Source organism: Achromobacter sp. D10 (assembly GCF_035282245.1).
In the GTDB taxonomy this organism is placed as follows: Bacteria; Pseudomonadota; Gammaproteobacteria; order Burkholderiales; family Burkholderiaceae_B; genus Achromobacter; species Achromobacter insolitus.
In genome coordinates, this window is sequence record NZ_JAYJLE010000001.1 from 256,228 (window position 1) to 272,823 (window position 16,596).

The window sequence follows — 16,596 nt, forward strand, 5'->3', positions numbered from 1 at the left end:
GCATACTGATATTAAAATCCACGTATGACTGACCATCCCACAACATCGTCCGAGACCGCGCTGGCATCTGCGCGTAGAACGCTGCAGATTGAATGCCAGGGCCTGCTGGACCTGTCGGCCAGGCTGGACGACAGCTTCACGCAAACCGTCGCGATGCTGCTGGCCTGCCGCGGCCGCGTGGTCGTCAGCGGCATCGGCAAGACCGGCCACATCGCCCGCAAGATCGCGGCGACCCTGGCTTCGACCGGCACGCCGGCCTTTTTCGTGCACGCCGCCGAGGCGGTCCATGGCGATCTGGGCATGATCACCCAGGACGATGTCCTCATCGCGATTTCCTATTCGGGCTCCGGCCAGGAACTGCTGACCATCCTCCCGGTGGCGCGCCGCATGGGCGCCAAGCTCGTCGCCATCACCGGCAATCCGCAGTCCGAACTGGCCAATCTGGCCGACATCCACCTGGACGCCAGCGTGGCCCAGGAGGCCTGCCCGCTGAACCTGGCCCCCACGGCCAGCACGACGGCGGCACTGGCCCTGGGCGACGCGCTGGCCGTCGCCTGTCTGGAAGCCCGCGGCTTCGGACCGCAGGACTTCGCCCGCTCACATCCCGGCGGCGCGCTCGGCCGCCGCCTGCTGACCCACGTGCGCGACGTCATGCGCGAAGGCGACGCCCTGCCCATCGTAATCGCCGGCACGCCGGTATCGCAGGCGCTGGAAGTCATGTCCGCCAAGGGTATGGGCATGACCGTCGTGACCGACCCGCAACACCGCCCCGTAGGCATCTTCACCGACGGCGACTTGCGACGCCTGATCGCCCGGCACGGCGACATTCGCAGCCTGACCGTCGAATCCGGCATGACGCGCTCGCCGCGCAGCATCACCCCCGACGCGCTGGCCGTCGAGGCCGCCCAGCAAATGGACAAACTACGGCTCAACCACATGCTGGTGCTGGATGACGACGGCGTTCTGCTCGGCGCCCTGCACATGCATGACCTGATGGCCGCTAAAGTGGTATGACTATGACTCTTTCTGCTCCCGTGACTCATCCGGCCGAAGCGCTGGTCCTGGCCCGCATCCCGGCCGGCGTGCGCGAACGCGCCGCCGCCGTGCGTCTGATGGTGTTCGACGTGGACGGCGTGCTGACCGACGGCAGCCTCTACTACGGAGAAAACGGCGAGCTGCAAAAACGCTTCAACGCGCTGGACGGCCACGGGCTGCGCCTGCTGATGGAAGGCGGCCTGAAGGTCGCGCTGATCACGGGCCGCTCCGGCCCCATCGTGGCGCGCCGCGCGGCCGAGCTCGGCATCGCCGAGGTCATCCAGGGCGTTCGGGACAAGGGCGGCGCCCTGGCCGAACTTGCGCAGCGATCCGGTGTCCAACTTAACCAGACCGGTTACATGGGCGATGACGTCATCGACCTGCCGGCCCTGCAGCGCGCCGGCTTCGCCGCCAGCGTGCCGAACGCACCCGGCTATGTCAGCCAGGCCGCGCATTGGGTGGCCACGCATACCGGCGGCAACGGCGCCGTGCGCGAATGCTGCGATCTGCTGCTGGCGGCCCAGGGGCGTCTCGGCGCCTTCCTGGCGGCGCCGGGCCTGCTCGGCCCCGGCGCCATCCAATGACCGCCGCCGCAACCCCTAAGCCCTTGTGGCAAACCCGATGAAAGAACGCTTTCCCTCCCTGATCGCGCTGTTCCTGCTGCTGGTGCTGGTCACCGGCTCATGGTGGGCGGCCGATTATGCGCAGCGGGCCATCCAGACGGATCCGCCGCGCCGCATCACCCACGAGATGGACGCCTGGTCGCGCGACTTCGTCATGCTGCGCACGGATCCCAACGGGCGTCCCATCAACCGGCTGGAAGGCGTATACGCGGAACATTTCCCCGATGACGACTCCTACCACGTGACGACTCCGCGCGCCGTGGGGCAACATGAGAACAACCCCATCACCGTCGCCGTCTCCAAGACTGCCGTCATGGAACAAGGCGGCAAGCGCATCATCATGAACGGCGACGCCCACGTGCGGCGCCAGCCCGACGCCAATAACGACCTGCTGGACGTGCGCAGCCAGCAGTTGATCATCCTGCCCGACGACGACGTGGTCTACACCGACCTGCCGGCGGAAGTCATCAAGGGCCGTTCGCGCATGAACGGCACGGGCATGCACTACAACAACAAGACGCGCCAACTGCAGGTTTCGGCATCGACCGATGTGGAAATTGCCGGTTCCGAAGGCAAACAGCAACGCCGGACCGAAATTCCCGCCAACAACACTGATCAGAAAAAACCATGACCGACCTCCGGATTCTCCTTGCTCCGACGACTCGTTTGCTCGGCGCCCTCCTGCTGACGGCGTCCGCCGCGGCCCATGCCGCGGATCCGGCGCCCAAGGCGGCGGCGCCGGCCGAAGAGCCCAGCACGCTGATCCTGTCGGACACCCTGCATTACGACGACGTGAAGAAGAAAAGCGTCTTCACGGGCAACGTCAACATGACGCGCGGCCTCATGACCCTGACGTCCGACGTGCTGGAAATGAACGAAGACGCGCAAGGCAACCAGTTCGGCACGGCCACCGCCAACAAAGGCAAGATCGTGACCATCCGCCAGGAACGCCCGGAAACTTTCGAACTCATCGAAGGTACCGGCCTGCGCGCCGAGTACGACGGATCCAAGAGCACGTTCGACCTGATCGGACAAGCGGTCGTGATCCGCTACGTCTGTGGGAAACCGTTCGACACCATTCGCGGCGAGCGGGTACGCTACAACGAGAAGACCGGCACTTACGAAGCTCACGGCGGCCCCAACTCCGCCGCCGCGGGCGGCCGGGTTCGCTCGGTGGCTGAGCCACGCGCCAAATCGGATGCCGCCATCGCCGAATGCCGCAAGCAACAGGCCGCCAAGAAGGGACGTTGAACGTCTCCCATGCAACACCACTCGCAGCCACGATGAACCAACCTTCAGTGCCGACTCCGGTAACCTCCGCCCCTTCGGGCGTCAAGCAGGGCAGCCTGCGCGCAACCGGTTTGCGCAAGACCTATAACGGCCGGACCGTGGTACAGGATGTTTCCCTGTCCGTGGTCAGTGGCGAAGTCGTCGGATTGCTCGGTCCCAACGGCGCAGGCAAGACCACCAGCTTCTACATGATCGTGGGCCTGGTGCCCGCCGACGCCGGCCGCATCGAGATCGACGGTTCGGTCATCACGGCCATGCCGATCCATAAGCGCGCGCACATGGGCCTGTCGTACCTGCCGCAGGACGCCTCCGTGTTTCGGCGCCTGACGGTCGAGCAGAACATCCGCGCCGTCCTGGAGCTGCAATTGGGGCCGGATGGTCGCCCGCTGTCCACGCCCAAGATCAACGAGCAGATGGAATCGCTGCTCGAAGAACTGCAGATCGGCCACATCCGCAGCAACGCGGCCATCTCCCTGTCGGGCGGTGAACGCCGCCGCGTGGAAATCGCGCGCGCGCTGGCCACCAGCCCGCGCTTCATCCTGCTGGACGAACCGTTTGCCGGGGTGGATCCCATTGCGGTCATCGAGATCCAGCGCATCGTGCGATTCCTGAAGGGACGCGGCATCGGCGTACTGATCACCGACCACAACGTGCGCGAAACCCTCGGCATCTGCGACCGCGCCTACATCATCAGCGAAGGCAAGGTGCTGACCGACGGCCACCCCGATGAAATCGTGGGCGACCCCGCCGTCCGCCGGGTCTATCTGGGAGAGCATTTCCGCATGTAATGCGGCCCTGGGGAAGACCCCTAGGCGCTGCTCGCGCAAGCACGCATGCACCCTAGGGGCTCAGCCATAAAAATGCCATGTTCTTGCGCTAGGTCAGCTTGTTTTATCGGCCCGAGTCTATACACTAGTACTAAACGAACCTGCTCAATCAAGGAGAACGCCTAACGAATCAGCCGCGCTTTTTGCGCACCTTTTTTTCCTCTTTTAGAAGGAGAGCACACTATGAACCTGAGCATCTGCGGTCGTCACCTCGACGTCACCCCGGCCATCCGGGAATATGTCATGAACAAACTGGCGCGAGTGCTGCGGCATTTCGATCACGTCATCGATACCCAGGTCATGCTCTCGGTAGAGCCCCTGCGGCATAGAGCCGAAATCACCATGCGTCTAAGCGGTAAGGACATTCATTGTGAAGCAACCGATGAAAACCTCTATGCAGCCATAGACCTTCTTGCTGACAAAGTCGACCGTCAGGTCATCAAGCACAAGGACAAGGTACGAAGTCACACGGCGGAGTCCGTGAAGCGGCAAGCGGCGAACCTAACGCCACCCCAGCAGTAACGCGCTTCATGAGCACTCGCACTGCGAGACTAGCTAAACAGCGATTCTAGAAATCCTGCCTGAGTCCCGGTGTCCCGCTAGACGCAACGTCCAGCCGGGGCATCGGCAAACTTCCCTCCTGTAGCACTCCCCCATTTCGTCCCCCATTCCCGGCGTTCCGCTGGCGAGCCCGTTTTTTCCTGATTCCCGCCATTTCGCGCTGCAGCCGTCCGCAGCGGGCCGCAAGAATGCCCACAATCCCCCGCTATCGGTCTATGCTGTCGCTCTTGCCGCCCCTTGATGCGACCGCCCCTGCGCGCGCATCCCCGAGGCCGATTATTGCAGTGCGTCATATACCCATATAATGATCCGATGAATCATTTGTCGCGCATCCTACCCGCCGGCAACGTCGTGCTCGATATGCTCGCAACGAGCAAGAAACGTGCGTTCGAACAAGCCGGCCTTCTATTCGAAAACAACCATGGCTTGGCACGCGCGCTCGTGTTCGACAGCCTGTTTGCCCGAGAGCGCCTGGGTTCCACCGCGCTGGGACAGGGCGTTGCCGTCCCGCATGGCCGGGTGAAGGGCCTGGAGCAGGCCCTGGCGGCCTTCATCCGCCTGGCCCAACCCATCACCTTCGATGCGCCGGACGGACAGCCTGTCTCGATGCTGCTTTGCCTGCTGGTGCCGGAAACGGCCACGCAGCAGCACCTGGACATCCTGGCCGAACTGGCGCAGCTCATGTCGAACAAGGCATTGCGCGAAGCCCTGGCCACAGAGCCCGATCCGGCCGTCGTCCACAAGATGCTCACGACCGGCCAACTCTGACCCCTCCGCGGAATCGCTGCCATGCTCACGGTGCAGGAACTCGTCGACGACAACGCCGACAAAATCCCCTTTAACTGGATTTCCGGCCAAGGCGCCGCGGACCGCGCGATTCCCGATGACGGCATGTCGGCCGCGGATCTGGTCGGCCACTTGAACCTGATCCACCCGTCCCGCATCCAGGTGTTCGGCCAGGAAGAACTGGCGTACTACACGCGCTTCGACCTGCGCCGGCGCATGCACCACATGGACGAGCTGCTGATCGGCGGCGTGCCCGCGATCCTGCTTGCCGACGGCCTGACGCCGCCGCAAGACCTCATCGACCAATGCGACCAGCATCAGGTGCCGTTGCTGTCCACGCCGGTGGCAGCCGCGCAGCTCATCGACCTGTTGCGTATCTACCTGGGCAAGAAGCTCGCGCCCACCACCACCGTGCACGGTGTATTCCTGGACGTGCTGGGACTGGGCGTGCTGATCACGGGCGAATCCGGCCTGGGCAAGAGCGAACTCGCGCTGGAACTGATCTCGCGCGGACACGGCCTGGTGGCCGACGACGCCGTGGAGTTCTCGCGCACCGCCCCGAACATGATCGAAGGCCACTGTCCGCAGCTGCTGCAAAACCTGCTGGAAGTGCGCGGCCTGGGCTTGCTCGATATCCGCACCATCTTCGGCGAAACCTCGGTGCGCCGAAAAATGCGCCTCAAGCTCATCGTGCACCTGGTGCGTGCCACCGCGCAGGACAAGTTCGAACGCCTGCCGCTGCAGGACATCACCCAGGACATGCTTGGCCTGCCCGTGCGCAAGGTCATGCTGCAGGTGGCTGCGGGCCGCAATCTGGCGGTGCTGGTGGAAGCCGCCGTGCGCAACACGATCCTCAAGCTGCGCGGTATCGATACGCTGGGTGAATTCATGGAACGCCAGGCCATGGCGATCCTGCAAAGCAGCAAGTAGGCGCGCGTCGCCCGGCGGCACCTTGAGCCTGTATGAAACCCTGGCCGCCGAGATCGCCAAGTCGATCCGCGACGGCGTGCTGCGCGCAGGCGACAAACTCCCCTCGGTGCGGGATGCGTGCGCCGCGCGCGGGCTCAGCCCGTCGACGGTGTTCCAGGCCTATTACCTGCTGGAAGCGCGCGGCCTGATCCGCGCGCAGCCGCGTTCCGGCTACTACGTCAACACGCCGGCAGCTTCCCTGCCTCCGGAGCCCGGCGCGTCCAGCCCGGACGGCGAATCGACCGAGCTGGCAATCAGCGAACGCATCTTCGATATCCTCGGCTCGGTGCGCAACCGCGACGTGACGCCGCTGGGCTCCGCCTTCCCCTCCCCGCTGCTATTCCCGTTGCCGCGATTGGCCCAGGCCATGGCCGCGCACCTCAAGCGCCAAGACCCGCTGGACACCGTGGAAGACCTGGCGCCTGGTAATCCCGGCCTGCGCCGCCAGATTGCGCTGCGCTACCTGATCGGCGGAATCAATGTCCCGGCCAGCGACATCGTCGTCACCAATGGTGCGCTGGAAGCTCTGAACCTTTGCCTGCAAGCGGTCACGCAGCCCGGCGATACGGTCATGGTCGAGGCCCCCACTTTCTATGGCGCGCTGCAGGCGCTCGAACGCCATGGCCTGAAGGCGCTTGAAGTGCCCACCCACCCACGCACCGGCATCGACCTGGACGCCATGGAAATCGCCATCGAGCGCCATGCGCCCAAGGCTTGCTGGCTGATGACGCAATTCCAGAATCCACTGGGCACTCTGATGCCCGACGAAAAGAAGCGGCAGCTGGTGCAATTGCTTGCGCGCCACTCGATCCCGCTGATCGAGGACGACGTGTACGGCGAGCTGTACTTCGGGACCGCGCGGCCCGTGCCGGCAAAGGCCCATGACACACAGGGATTGGTGTTGCATTGCTCGTCATTTTCGAAGTGCCTGGCGCCGGGCTACCGCATCGGCTGGGCCTCGGCCGGCCGCTACACGCAACGCGTGCAGCGCCTGAAGCTGGCGTCGACGCTGTCGGCGTCCGGCCCCGCCCAGGGCGCAATCGCCGAGTACCTGGAGCAAGGCGGCTATGACCGCCATCTGCGCCGCCTGCGCGAAACGCTGCAGACCCAGCAACAGCGCATGGCCGAGGCGATCGCCCAGGAGTTTCCAGCCGGCACCCGCCTGACGCGGCCGCAGGGCGGATTCTTTCTCTGGCTGGAACTGCCGGCCGCCGTGGATGCGCTGGCGCTGCACCGGGCGGCGCTGGCGCGCGGCATCAGCGTAGCGCCGGGACCGATTTTTTCGGCCAGCGGACAGTTCGGCAGCGCGCTGCGCCTGAACTACGGACACCCCTGGAACGCCGCCACGCAAGACGCCATCCGCGTGCTGGGCGAATTGGCGCGCGAGGCGTGCGCGCAGGCCTTGAAAGCGCGCTAGTTCAGCGTGGACGCGGCGCGAGCCCGCTTGACCTCCAACGCCGTCACCCCCCCAGCCTCATTGCCCCAGCTATTGCGGATGTAGGTGACCAGCATCGCAATATCGCTATCGTTCAGCAACTGGCCGAATGGCGGCATGCCATGGGGCCGCGGATTCGCCGCCGTGGCCGGGGCGTAGCCGCCGTCCAGCACCATGCGGATGGCATTGACGGGCGATGGCGCCGTCACGGTCGGGTTGCCGGCAAGCGCGGGCCACGCCGTGCCGCTGCCTTCGCCCGCTGGCTGATGGCATTGCACGCATTGCTGCCGATAGATCTTGCCGCCCAGTTCCATGGCCGCCGGCGCGACGGCCGCGCGCGAGCGCTCCGTCGAGGCCGCCGTGGCGGGCAAGGACTTGATGTAGACGCCAATGGCCAGCGCATCCGCATCGGTGAGGTGCTGCGTGCTGCCCAGCACCACCTCTGCCATCGGCCCGCTGACGCTGGAATGCTTGGAAATACCGGTCTTGAGCAAGGCGGCGATGTCCTCGGCGGACCAACGCCCCATGCCGGTTTCGACATCATTGGTGAGTGGCGGCGCGTACCAGTCCAGCACCGGGATCACGCCCCCGGCCAGCGTGTCGGCCGACCGCAGCGCCCCCAGGCTGTTGCGGGGCGTATGGCAAGCGGCGCAATGCCCCAGCCCTTCCACCAAATAGCGCCCGCGATTCCATTGCACGGATTTGCCCGCGTCCGCTTCCTGCACGCCCGGCTTGAAATACAGCGCGCGCCAGGCCGCCAGCAACGCCCGCTGGTCGTAGGGGAACTCCAGCTCGGGCGGCCGGTTGGGCTGGCTGATGGGCGCCACCGTGCGCAGATAGGCATACAGCGCGTCGGAATCGGCGCGGGTCACGCGTGTGTACTCCGTGTAGGGGAAGGCGGGATACAGCAGTGTGCCGTCGCGCGACTTGCCGTTGTGCAGCGCCTGCCAGAAATCATCGGCCGTCCACGCGCCAATGCCGGTCTTCTCGTCGGGCGTGATGTTCGGGCCGTACACCGTGCCAAAAGGCGTGGGGATGGGCGTGCCGCCTGCCAACGTCTTGCCTCCCCGGCTGGTATGGCAGGCCATGCAGTTGCCCGCCAAGGCGAGATAGCGTCCGCGCTCGACCAGCGTCGCGGCGTCGGCCGCCGCTGCGGCGGGACCGGTGCTGGCATCGTCGCGCGTGCCCAGCCAATACAGCCCCCCAATGGCGGCGACGACAAGCAGCAATAGGACCGACAGGACTTTCTTCATGAGCGACATCCGTCCTCTCCCTTACCGTTGTGCCTGACTGCCGCACTGGACGGGCAGGCGTATCGAATCCGCCGCTTGGGGCGCGTAGGGTTCGACGACGGGTTGCGAGGACAGCCATGCGGCCAATGCGCCGATATCCTCGGGAGTGAGTTTGTTGGAGATGTCCGCCATGCAGTCCGGTTCAGCCGCGCGGCGCAAGCCGTTTTTCCAGCTGCCGATCTGCGAGCCGATGTAGTCACGCGGCAAGCCCAGGAGGCCCGGGATGGCGGGCAGCACGCCGCCCAAGGCGGCGCCATGACAGGCGGCACAGGCGGGCAGGCCGCGCGCGGAGTCCCCATCCAGGGCCAGCTTGCGTCCGGCTTGCAGCGTGGCGGCGGAGACCTCCGCCCGCGTCGGCGGCGGATAGGGCACTTGCTGATCGGAGAAATAGGCGGCCATCTCGCGCAGATAGTCGTCGGGCAGGCCTGTCAGCAGGTGCGTCATCGGTCGGTACTGGCGCCGGTCGTCGCGGAAGTTGAGCAACTGGTGATACAGGTATTCCTGCGGCTTGCCGGCCAGGCGCGGATAGTAGCCATCGGCGCCCGCCCTGCCCTGCGCGCCATGACAGGCCGTACAGGCGGCCACGCGGGCCGCCATGGTGTCCGGGCGCAAGGTTTCAGGTGGCTGCTGGGCCTGTGCGGGCCTCGCCATAAAGACGGCGGCAGCGGCCCCGAGTACGGAAATTGCCCAAAAACGCGGCAGTGAAACACTACGAAAGGAAATGAAGGCTAACATCTAGGTCGAATTCCATTCCCCCGAAACGCATGACGGCGGGGCGCGTATGTGAATCTGTCGAGTATCCGGCCCCAAGCTTACGCCAGGGGGGCCGAACCGGTACAGGCGCAGATTGGCAGTTTACGGCCATATCAGATGTCATCCCGCCGGCATCGTCCTCGAAAAGCGTGCCACAATCATGTCCATGTTGAAAGTCGTCCTCGTCACCGGCATCTCAGGCTCAGGCAAGTCCGTCGCCCTGCGCATGCTTGAGGACGCCAGCTATACCTGTGTCGACAACCTGCCTGTGCGGTTCCTGACCGAGTTCATCGCGAACGCCCGGGATGACGGCATGGAGCGGGTTGCGGTCGCCATCGACGTCCGTTCCCCCGGGGAACTCGCCGAACTCCCCGATGTGGTCACCGCGCTGCGCGCCATGGGCACCAGCCTGCGCGTGGTCTTCCTGGACGCGAGCACGGCGACGCTGGTGCAGCGCTATTCCGAGTCTCGCCGCCGCCACCCATTGACCGACCGGCTGCAGCGCGGCGGCACGGCCCCGACACTGACCGAATGCATCGCGCTGGAACGCGAACTGCTCGCGCCGCTGCGCGAACAGGAACACGTCATCGACACCTCGGACCTGACGCCCGGCCAGTTGCGTGTCTGGATCCGCGACCTGATCAAGGCCGATCGCGCGCCGCTCGTGCTGACGTTCGAGTCCTTCGCCTACAAGCGCGGCGTGCCGCGCGATGCGGACCTGGTGTTCGACGTGCGCTGCCTGCCCAACCCCTACTATGACCGCAACCTGCGGCCGCTGACCGGACGCGACGAGCCCGTGGCCGCCTGGCTGGCGGGCTTCGATCTGGTCGGGCAGATGATCGACGACATCGCCGGCTTCCTGAACCGCTGGCTGCCGCAATACACCCAAGACACCCGCAACTACCTCACGGTCGCCATCGGCTGCACCGGAGGCCAGCACCGTTCGGTCTACGTGGTCGAACAACTGGCGTTGCGGTTTTCCGACCACGACCCGCTGCTGGTGCGCCATCGCACCCAACTGCCCGACGAATCCGCATGACCCTGTCCCGCCCGACCCGCCTGTTCATGATGTTGCTGCTGGCCATAGCCGTGGCCGGCTGTTCCTCCACCGGCGGACGCAAGAAGGGCGGCGGGTACTACAAGGACGACGGGCCGGACGCGAACCCGCCTTCGAACCTGGACCAGGTGCCCGACGCGGTGCCGCGGATCGAACCCTATGCCAGCGGCGCGAACCGCCCGTACGTGGTCTTCGGCCAGCGCTATGTGCCAGACACCAGCGGCCAGCCTTACAAGAAACGCGGCATCGCCTCGTGGTACGGCAAGAAGTTCCACGGCAATTCCACGTCCATCGGCGAGTCCTACGACATGTACGCCATGACGGCCGCCCACACCACGCTGCCGCTGCCCAGCTACGCCCGCGTCACCAGCCTGGTCAACGGCAAGACGATCGTCGTGCGGGTGAACGACCGCGGTCCCTTCCACAGCGACCGCATCATGGACCTGTCCTACGTGGCGGCGTACAAGCTGGGCCTCATCGGGCCAGGCAGCGGCCAGGTAGTGGTGGAAGCCATACCGCAGGAGGAAATCCGGCGGCTTGCCTCGCAAGGGGCGCCCGCTGCAGCCGCGCCCGAACCCGTTTCGGCGATGGGTTCCACGCCCGTGGCGGCGCCGATCGCCGCCGTGCCCGTGGCGCTCGCGGCGGAACCCCTGCCGGGACCTGCGCCCGGTTCGGCGCCGGTGCGCCAACCGGCAGCGGCCGGCATCGGCAATGTCTACCTCCAGGTGGGCGCGTTCAGTCAATCCGCCAACGCGCAATCGCTGGTCAGCCGCATCAACACGCAGCTGGGCGCGGAAGGCGCGCCGCCTGCCTCGGTCGAACAATCCAACAATCTCTACCGGGTCAAGATCGGGCCCTACCCAGATCGGCAAAGCGCGCTGAACGCCGTGCCGATGGTGTCTGACCGCATTGGCATCCTGCCGAGCATCGCCTCGCAATAATCCCGGCCGGCCCAGGCCGGCCGCAACACCCGCCTACCAGGGCAGTTCCGCCTGCCCGTCGCAGACCCGGCGCGCGCTTGCGCTGCGGCTGCGGTAAAGGTTGCCTTCGTGCGCCAGCAGGGCCTGCTTGCGCGGCAGGCCGCCGCCAAAGCCGGTCAGCGAGGTGTCCGCGCCGATCACCCGGTGGCACGGAATGATGATGCTGATCGGATTACGCCCCACCGCTCCGCCAACCGCCTGGGCGCCCTTGGGCCGCCCGACGGTGCGCGCCAGATCGCCATAACTGGCCAGCACACCGAAGTCGAGATCGCACAAGGCATGCCAGACCTGGTGCTGGAATGTCGTGCCTACGGGGTCCAGCGGCACATCGAAGACGCGGCGCTGGCCGGCGAACCATTCGTCCAGTTCGCGGCGCGCCTGTTCCAGGATGGGATCGGATTCCATAAGGATCCAGCCTTCGGCCGAAGGCAGCAGCTCCTGGTCGGTGAACCAGGCCCCCCGCAGCCCCTTCGGGCTGGCGACCAGGCGCATGTCGCCCAGCGGAGTGGGGATGTCGCGGTAGACCAGGCGTTCGTCGGGATCCGCGGGTTTGTTCGACACGACTGTGGAATACACCATGTCTTACTCCGCCGATTTCTTGCGGGACAGGGCCCGGTTGTACAACACGTCCCGCGGCAGGCCGGACACCTTGGCAGCCACCCGCGCGGCATCACGCAAGGACAAAGACTCCAACAGCGCATCCAGCAACGCATCGGTGCGCGGATCGGCTTCGTCGTCGGCCGCTTGCTCCTCGGGCGCATGCGCAATCAGCACGAATTCACCCTGCTCGCGGTGCGCGTCCGCGGCCAGCCATGCCGCGCCCTCGCCCATGGGAAACGTGGCGATCTCTTCAAAGCGCTTGGTCAGTTCACGCGCCACGGTCAGCAGGCGATCCGGGCCGCAGACCTCCAGCAGATCGGCCAGCGTGGCCGCCAACCGGTGCGGCGATTCGAACATTACGACGGGCGCGGGCACGGCGCACCAGGTGCGCAGCCAGCGCTGGCGCGCCACAGCCTTGGGTGGCGGAAAGCCGGCGAAGGCAAAACCCGGGTTTTCGTCCGTGGTGACGCCGCTGCCCATCAGCGCGGCAATGACCGCGCTGGGCCCCGGTACTGGCACCACGCCGAAACCGGCAGCGCGCACGGCGCGCACAATGCGCGCGCCGGGATCGCTGACGGCGGGAGCGCCGGCATCGGACACCAGGGCCACGCGCTGGCCCTGCGCCAAACGTTCGCAGATGGCCTGGGCCGCGGCGGCTTCATTGTGGCGGTGGGCCGCCATGAGCGGCGTGCTCACGCCCCAGGCGTCCAGCAACGCCCGGCTGGCCCGCGTGTCTTCGGCTGCGATCACGTCGGCCCGCTGCAAGGCGTGCCAGGCGCGCAGCCCCAGGTCGCCCAGATTGCCGATCGGCGTAGCCACGACATACAGCGTCGAAGCGGGCCAATGCTGCCCCGCCACGCGTTCGGCAACGCGGGACCAGGCATCTCCGGCTGGGGGAGGTGAGACATTTTGATTCATTGCAACCTACTGACACGGAAAACCATGTCAGTGTAGCCGTCTATGCCCGCCCCCTCTGGAGCGCCCATGACGGATGACACTTTGCGCCTGGCCTGCGAGCTGGCCCTGGCGGCCCGCCGCCGCGCCGCCCGGCGCCGGCGCCGAGCCACGCGCGCCACGCCCGTGGACCGGCCTGCCCCGCAGCGCTCACCCAGCCAACGCAAAGGCGACCGCCACGAGGAGGCCGCGTTGCGGCTGCTGCTGGCACAGGGGCTGATCCTGCTGGCGCGCAACCTGCACACCCGCGCGGGCGAGATCGACCTGGCGATGCGCGACGGCGACACCCTGGTGTTCGTCGAGGTCCGTTCCCGGGCCCCGACCCGCTATGGTGGCGCCGCGGCAAGCATCGGCCGGGACAAGCAGGCCAGGCTGGCCCGCGCCGCGGCATTCTGGCTGCCCGAGCTGGCCCGCCGCCACTGGCACGGCACACTGCCGGCAGCGCGTTTTGACGCGGTCGTGTTTGACGCCGGCGCTCCGGCGTGGCTGCGCGGCGCATTCTGGCAGCCCTGACCCCCGCCCGTACCGGTAACCGCAACCCCAACTGTCGTTACGCCTGGACAGAACCGCGCCATGGCCCCGTGAGATAATCGCGCCCATGGATATGACCTCTCGTATGACGTCGCACTTTCGCGACGCCATGGCTGCGTGCGAACAAAGCATGAACGTCCTGGCCGAGCCGTTGGCCGTGGCGGTGGACGTGCTTTTCGGCGCCCTGGCAAACAACGGCAAGATTCTGGCTTGCGGCAATGGCGGCTCTGCCGCCGACGCGCAGCATTTCATCGCCGAACTGGTGGGCCGCTTTGAACGCGAACGCCTGCCCCTGGCCGGCATCGCGCTCAACACCGATACCTCGATCCTCACCGCGGTGGGCAACGACTACGGGTTCGACGAGATCTACGAACGCCAGGTCAACGCCTTCGGCCAGGCTGGCGACGTGCTGGTGGCAATATCCACCAGCGGCAATTCCCCCAACGTGGTGCGCGCCATGGAAGCCGCCAGCGCCCGCGAAATGCACGTGCTTGCCCTGACGGGCAAGGGCGGCGGCGTCATGGGGGAACTCATTACGCCGATGGACGTCCATCTATGTGTTCCCAGCGATCGCACGATGCGCATCCAGGAAGTCCATATTCTGCTGCTGCACGCGCTGTGCGACGGCATTGACGCTCTTCTGCTTGGAGACACCGAATGATTTCTGACGTCCGTACCGCAGTCCGCCCGTTGATGCTTGCCGCGGCGCTATCCACCGCCGCGCTCTCGCTGTCGGCCTGCGCGCCCCTGATCGTGGGCGGCGCGGCCGCCACCACAGCCGTCGTCGTCACGGACCGCCGCACCTCCGGCGTCCAGCTCGAAGACCAGAACATGGCGTTCAAGGCGCAAAGCCAGATCTCGCAGAAGCTGGGCGACACGGCCCGCGTCAATGCCATGGCCTACGGTGGCCACCTGCTGTTGACCGGCGACGTACCCACCGAAGAAGCCAAGAACCAGGCTACCTCCATCGCCCAGGGCGTGGAAAACGTCAAGCAGGTCATCAACCAGTTGAACGTGGGCCCCATCGCCTCGTTCGGCACGCGCTCCAACGACACCTGGCTTACCTCCAAGGTCAAGACCGCCCTGCTGAATACCAAGTACGTGCCATCCGGCACCATTGCGGTCACGACCGATCACAGCGTCGTCTACCTGATGGGCAAGGTGACGCAGGCCGAAGGCGAATACGCCGCCAACGCGACCGCCGACGTCGGCGGCGTGGCCAAGGTGGTTAAACTGTTCGAGACGATCAGCCGCGAAGAAGCGATCCGGCTGTCCAACAGCGGTTCCAGTTCCACCACATCCACGGAAACCAAAGCGCCCATCGAAAGCGGCGCCGGCGCTGCCAGCGATAACGCGTCCGGCACCAGCAACGGCGTAGAGGCCATGCCCATCAAATGAAAAAAGCCATCATCGCTCTGGCCGTCCTGGTGGCGGTCGGCATCGGCGCCTGGTTCGTCATGCGCCCTGTCCAGACCGCGCCCGACGTCACGTTCACCACGCTGGAAGGCAAGACCTTCTCCATGCAGGACCTGCGCGGCAAGGTCGTGCTGGTCAAGTTCTGGGCCACCAGCTGCGTGACCTGCGTGAAGCAGATGCCGGAAACCATCTCGGCCTATAACGAGTATGCCGCCAAGGGCTACGAGGCGGTGGCGGTCGCCATGAACTACGACCCGCCCAACTACGTGCTGAATTTCACCGAAACCCGCAAGCTGCCGTTCCCGGTCGCGCTGGATACCAAGGGCGACATCGCGCGCGCCTTCGGCGACATCCGCCTGACGCCCACCGCCTTCCTGATCGACAAGCAAGGACGCATCATCAAACGCTATCTGGGCGAGTACGATGTGGCGGAATTCCACGCCACCGTGGAAAAGGCCCTGGCCGCGGGCTGAGCCCACCCCGTGCCACGCAGACCGCCCTCATCAGGGCGGTTTTTTTTCGCCTGGACAGGATGCCGCCCGCGCGTGCCCAAAAGAAAAACCGCCCGATCGACGGGCGGCTTCCAGATCAGGCCACGGCAGGCCGGGCTTAGAAGGCGGGAACCACGGCGCCCTTGTACTTGTCCTGGATGAACTTCTTCACCTCGGGGGTATGCAGGGCCTGGACAAGCTTCTTGATTCCCGGCGCGTCCTTGTTGTCCGTGCGGGTCACCAGGATGTTGGCGTACGGCGAATCCGAACCTTCGATGAACAAGGCGTCCTTGGTCGGGACCAGGCCAGCTTCCAGCGCGTAATTGGTGTTGATCAGCGCCAGATCGACGTCATCGAGCGAACGCGGCAGCATGGCGGCTTCCAGTTCGCGGAACTTCAGCTTCTTGGGGTTCTCGACCACGTCCGCGGCCGTGGCCAGGATGTTGGACGGGTCCTTCAGCTTGATCACGCCTTGCTTCTGCAGCAATACCAGTGCGCGGCCGCCGTTGGATGGATCGTTCGGGATAGCGACCGTGGCGCCATCCTTGAGCTCGGACAGATTCTTGATTTTCTTGGAATAGCCACCGAACGGCTCGACGTGCACCAGGGCCACCGGCACCAAGGTGGCCTTGCGGTCCTTGTTGAAGGAATCCAGATAGGGCTTGTGCTGGAAGAAGTTGGCGTCCAGCTGCTTGTCCGCCAGTTGCAGGTTGGGCTGTACGTAGTCGCTGAACACCTTGATGTCGAGCTCGACACCTTCCTTGGCCAGTTGCGGCTTCACCACTTCCAGGATCTCGGCATGGGGGACCTGGGTCGCGCCTACGACCACTTTTTCGGCATGGGCGGCGTTCGCCGCCACCAGGAAGGCCGACGCCACCAGGGCGGACCGGACAAAGTTCAAACGCATGTGTTGCCTCTTTTATGGGTAAAAAATTGGGGGCCGATGCCCTGCCGGTCTGGCTGCGCCCCCTTTTGCGGGGCGCGCCGTTGCGAAAA

General features: G+C 65.8%; 20 protein-coding genes. 15 read left to right on the plus strand and 5 right to left on the minus strand.

Annotated features, from left to right (window positions below):
- Nucleotides 1-24: 24 nt before the first annotated feature.
- From VCS63_RS01190 to VCS63_RS01230, 9 genes are all read left to right on the plus strand, one after another.
- Nucleotides 25-1,014 carry a KpsF/GutQ family sugar-phosphate isomerase gene (locus tag VCS63_RS01190; protein ID WP_042796112.1) on the plus strand — a complete coding sequence of 330 codons (990 nt, stop codon included), beginning with the start codon at nucleotides 25-27 and terminating at the stop codon, nucleotides 1,012-1,014.
- Between the two features lie 2 nt (nucleotides 1,015-1,016).
- A complete protein-coding gene (locus VCS63_RS01195; protein WP_042796111.1) occupies nucleotides 1,017-1,619 on the plus strand; it encodes a KdsC family phosphatase in 603 nt (200 codons plus the stop codon).
- Between the two features lie 37 nt (nucleotides 1,620-1,656).
- Nucleotides 1,657-2,289, plus strand: coding sequence for an LPS export ABC transporter periplasmic protein LptC (gene lptC, locus VCS63_RS01200; RefSeq protein WP_063641413.1), 633 nt, complete (start codon nucleotides 1,657-1,659; stop codon nucleotides 2,287-2,289).
- Nucleotides 2,286-2,909, plus strand: a complete 624-nt coding sequence (gene lptA, locus VCS63_RS01205) for a lipopolysaccharide transport periplasmic protein LptA (protein ID WP_042796109.1) — start codon at nucleotides 2,286-2,288, stop codon at nucleotides 2,907-2,909. Before lptC ends, lptA begins: the two co-directional genes overlap by 4 nt.
- Nucleotides 2,910-2,941: 32 nt before the next feature.
- On the plus strand, nucleotides 2,942-3,736 hold the full coding sequence (gene lptB / locus VCS63_RS01210) for an LPS export ABC transporter ATP-binding protein (RefSeq protein WP_042796108.1): 795 nt from the start codon (nucleotides 2,942-2,944) through the stop codon (nucleotides 3,734-3,736).
- 222 nt (nucleotides 3,737-3,958) lie between these two features.
- The gene (hpf, locus tag VCS63_RS01215; protein WP_013396726.1) at nucleotides 3,959-4,297 is read left to right on the plus strand and encodes a ribosome hibernation-promoting factor, HPF/YfiA family; all 339 of its coding nucleotides are present in this window, start codon (nucleotides 3,959-3,961) and stop codon (nucleotides 4,295-4,297) included.
- A gap of 351 nt (nucleotides 4,298-4,648) precedes the next feature.
- Entirely contained in the window at nucleotides 4,649-5,104 is a 456-nt protein-coding gene (locus VCS63_RS01220) for a PTS sugar transporter subunit IIA (RefSeq protein ID WP_006389881.1), read from the plus strand.
- Between the two features lie 21 nt (nucleotides 5,105-5,125).
- Nucleotides 5,126-6,052 carry an HPr(Ser) kinase/phosphatase gene (gene hprK / locus VCS63_RS01225; RefSeq protein WP_013396727.1) on the plus strand — a complete coding sequence of 309 codons (927 nt, stop codon included), beginning with the start codon at nucleotides 5,126-5,128 and terminating at the stop codon, nucleotides 6,050-6,052.
- A gap of 22 nt (nucleotides 6,053-6,074) precedes the next feature.
- The gene (locus VCS63_RS01230) at nucleotides 6,075-7,508 is read left to right on the plus strand and encodes a PLP-dependent aminotransferase family protein (RefSeq protein WP_280134830.1); all 1,434 of its coding nucleotides are present in this window, start codon (nucleotides 6,075-6,077) and stop codon (nucleotides 7,506-7,508) included.
- On the opposite strand, the gene VCS63_RS01235 is transcribed toward VCS63_RS01230, so the two are convergent.
- Nucleotides 7,505-8,788, minus strand: a complete 1,284-nt coding sequence (locus tag VCS63_RS01235; protein ID WP_112966735.1) for a c-type cytochrome — start codon at nucleotides 8,786-8,788, stop codon at nucleotides 7,505-7,507. The genes VCS63_RS01230 and VCS63_RS01235 overlap by 4 nt on opposite strands.
- Nucleotides 8,789-8,800: 12 nt before the next feature.
- On the minus strand, nucleotides 8,801-9,553 hold the full coding sequence (locus tag VCS63_RS01240) for a c-type cytochrome (RefSeq protein WP_104653960.1): 753 nt from the start codon (nucleotides 9,551-9,553) through the stop codon (nucleotides 8,801-8,803).
- 184 nt (nucleotides 9,554-9,737) lie between these two features.
- Between VCS63_RS01240 and rapZ the strand changes: the two genes are divergently transcribed.
- Both rapZ and VCS63_RS01250 read left to right on the plus strand, forming a co-directional pair.
- Nucleotides 9,738-10,610 (plus strand): RNase adapter RapZ, encoded by an 873-nt coding sequence (gene rapZ / locus VCS63_RS01245; RefSeq protein ID WP_042797512.1) that lies wholly within the window; start codon nucleotides 9,738-9,740, stop codon nucleotides 10,608-10,610.
- Nucleotides 10,607-11,569, plus strand: a complete 963-nt coding sequence (locus VCS63_RS01250; RefSeq protein WP_323878061.1) for a septal ring lytic transglycosylase RlpA family protein — start codon at nucleotides 10,607-10,609, stop codon at nucleotides 11,567-11,569. The genes rapZ and VCS63_RS01250 overlap by 4 nt, the downstream gene beginning before the upstream one ends.
- A 33-nt stretch (nucleotides 11,570-11,602) precedes the next feature.
- Here the strand turns inward: VCS63_RS01250 and VCS63_RS01255 are convergent, their stop codons facing one another.
- On the minus strand, nucleotides 11,603-12,187 hold the full coding sequence (locus VCS63_RS01255) for a methylated-DNA--[protein]-cysteine S-methyltransferase (protein WP_042796102.1): 585 nt from the start codon (nucleotides 12,185-12,187) through the stop codon (nucleotides 11,603-11,605).
- 3 nt (nucleotides 12,188-12,190) lie between these two features.
- A complete protein-coding gene (gene rsmI, locus VCS63_RS01260) occupies nucleotides 12,191-13,126 on the minus strand; it encodes a 16S rRNA (cytidine(1402)-2'-O)-methyltransferase (protein WP_164793525.1) in 936 nt (311 codons plus the stop codon).
- Nucleotides 13,127-13,192: 66 nt separating this feature from the next.
- Between rsmI and VCS63_RS01265 the strand changes: the two genes are divergently transcribed.
- From VCS63_RS01265 to VCS63_RS01280, 4 genes are all read left to right on the plus strand, one after another.
- A complete protein-coding gene (locus tag VCS63_RS01265) occupies nucleotides 13,193-13,675 on the plus strand; it encodes a YraN family protein (RefSeq protein WP_104653959.1) in 483 nt (160 codons plus the stop codon).
- A gap of 85 nt (nucleotides 13,676-13,760) precedes the next feature.
- On the plus strand, nucleotides 13,761-14,354 hold the full coding sequence (locus VCS63_RS01270; RefSeq protein ID WP_013396736.1) for a phosphoheptose isomerase: 594 nt from the start codon (nucleotides 13,761-13,763) through the stop codon (nucleotides 14,352-14,354).
- On the plus strand, nucleotides 14,351-15,091 hold the full coding sequence (locus tag VCS63_RS01275) for a BON domain-containing protein (protein WP_164793526.1): 741 nt from the start codon (nucleotides 14,351-14,353) through the stop codon (nucleotides 15,089-15,091). Before VCS63_RS01270 ends, VCS63_RS01275 begins: the two co-directional genes overlap by 4 nt.
- Nucleotides 15,088-15,582, plus strand: a complete 495-nt coding sequence (locus VCS63_RS01280) for a peroxiredoxin family protein (RefSeq protein ID WP_042796098.1) — start codon at nucleotides 15,088-15,090, stop codon at nucleotides 15,580-15,582. Before VCS63_RS01275 ends, VCS63_RS01280 begins: the two co-directional genes overlap by 4 nt.
- Before the next feature lie 136 nt (nucleotides 15,583-15,718).
- Here the strand turns inward: VCS63_RS01280 and VCS63_RS01285 are convergent, their stop codons facing one another.
- Nucleotides 15,719-16,507: a MetQ/NlpA family ABC transporter substrate-binding protein gene (locus tag VCS63_RS01285; protein ID WP_042796097.1), complete on the minus strand. Its 789-nt coding sequence runs from the start codon at nucleotides 16,505-16,507 to the stop codon at nucleotides 15,719-15,721.
- Nucleotides 16,508-16,596 lie beyond the last annotated feature (89 nt).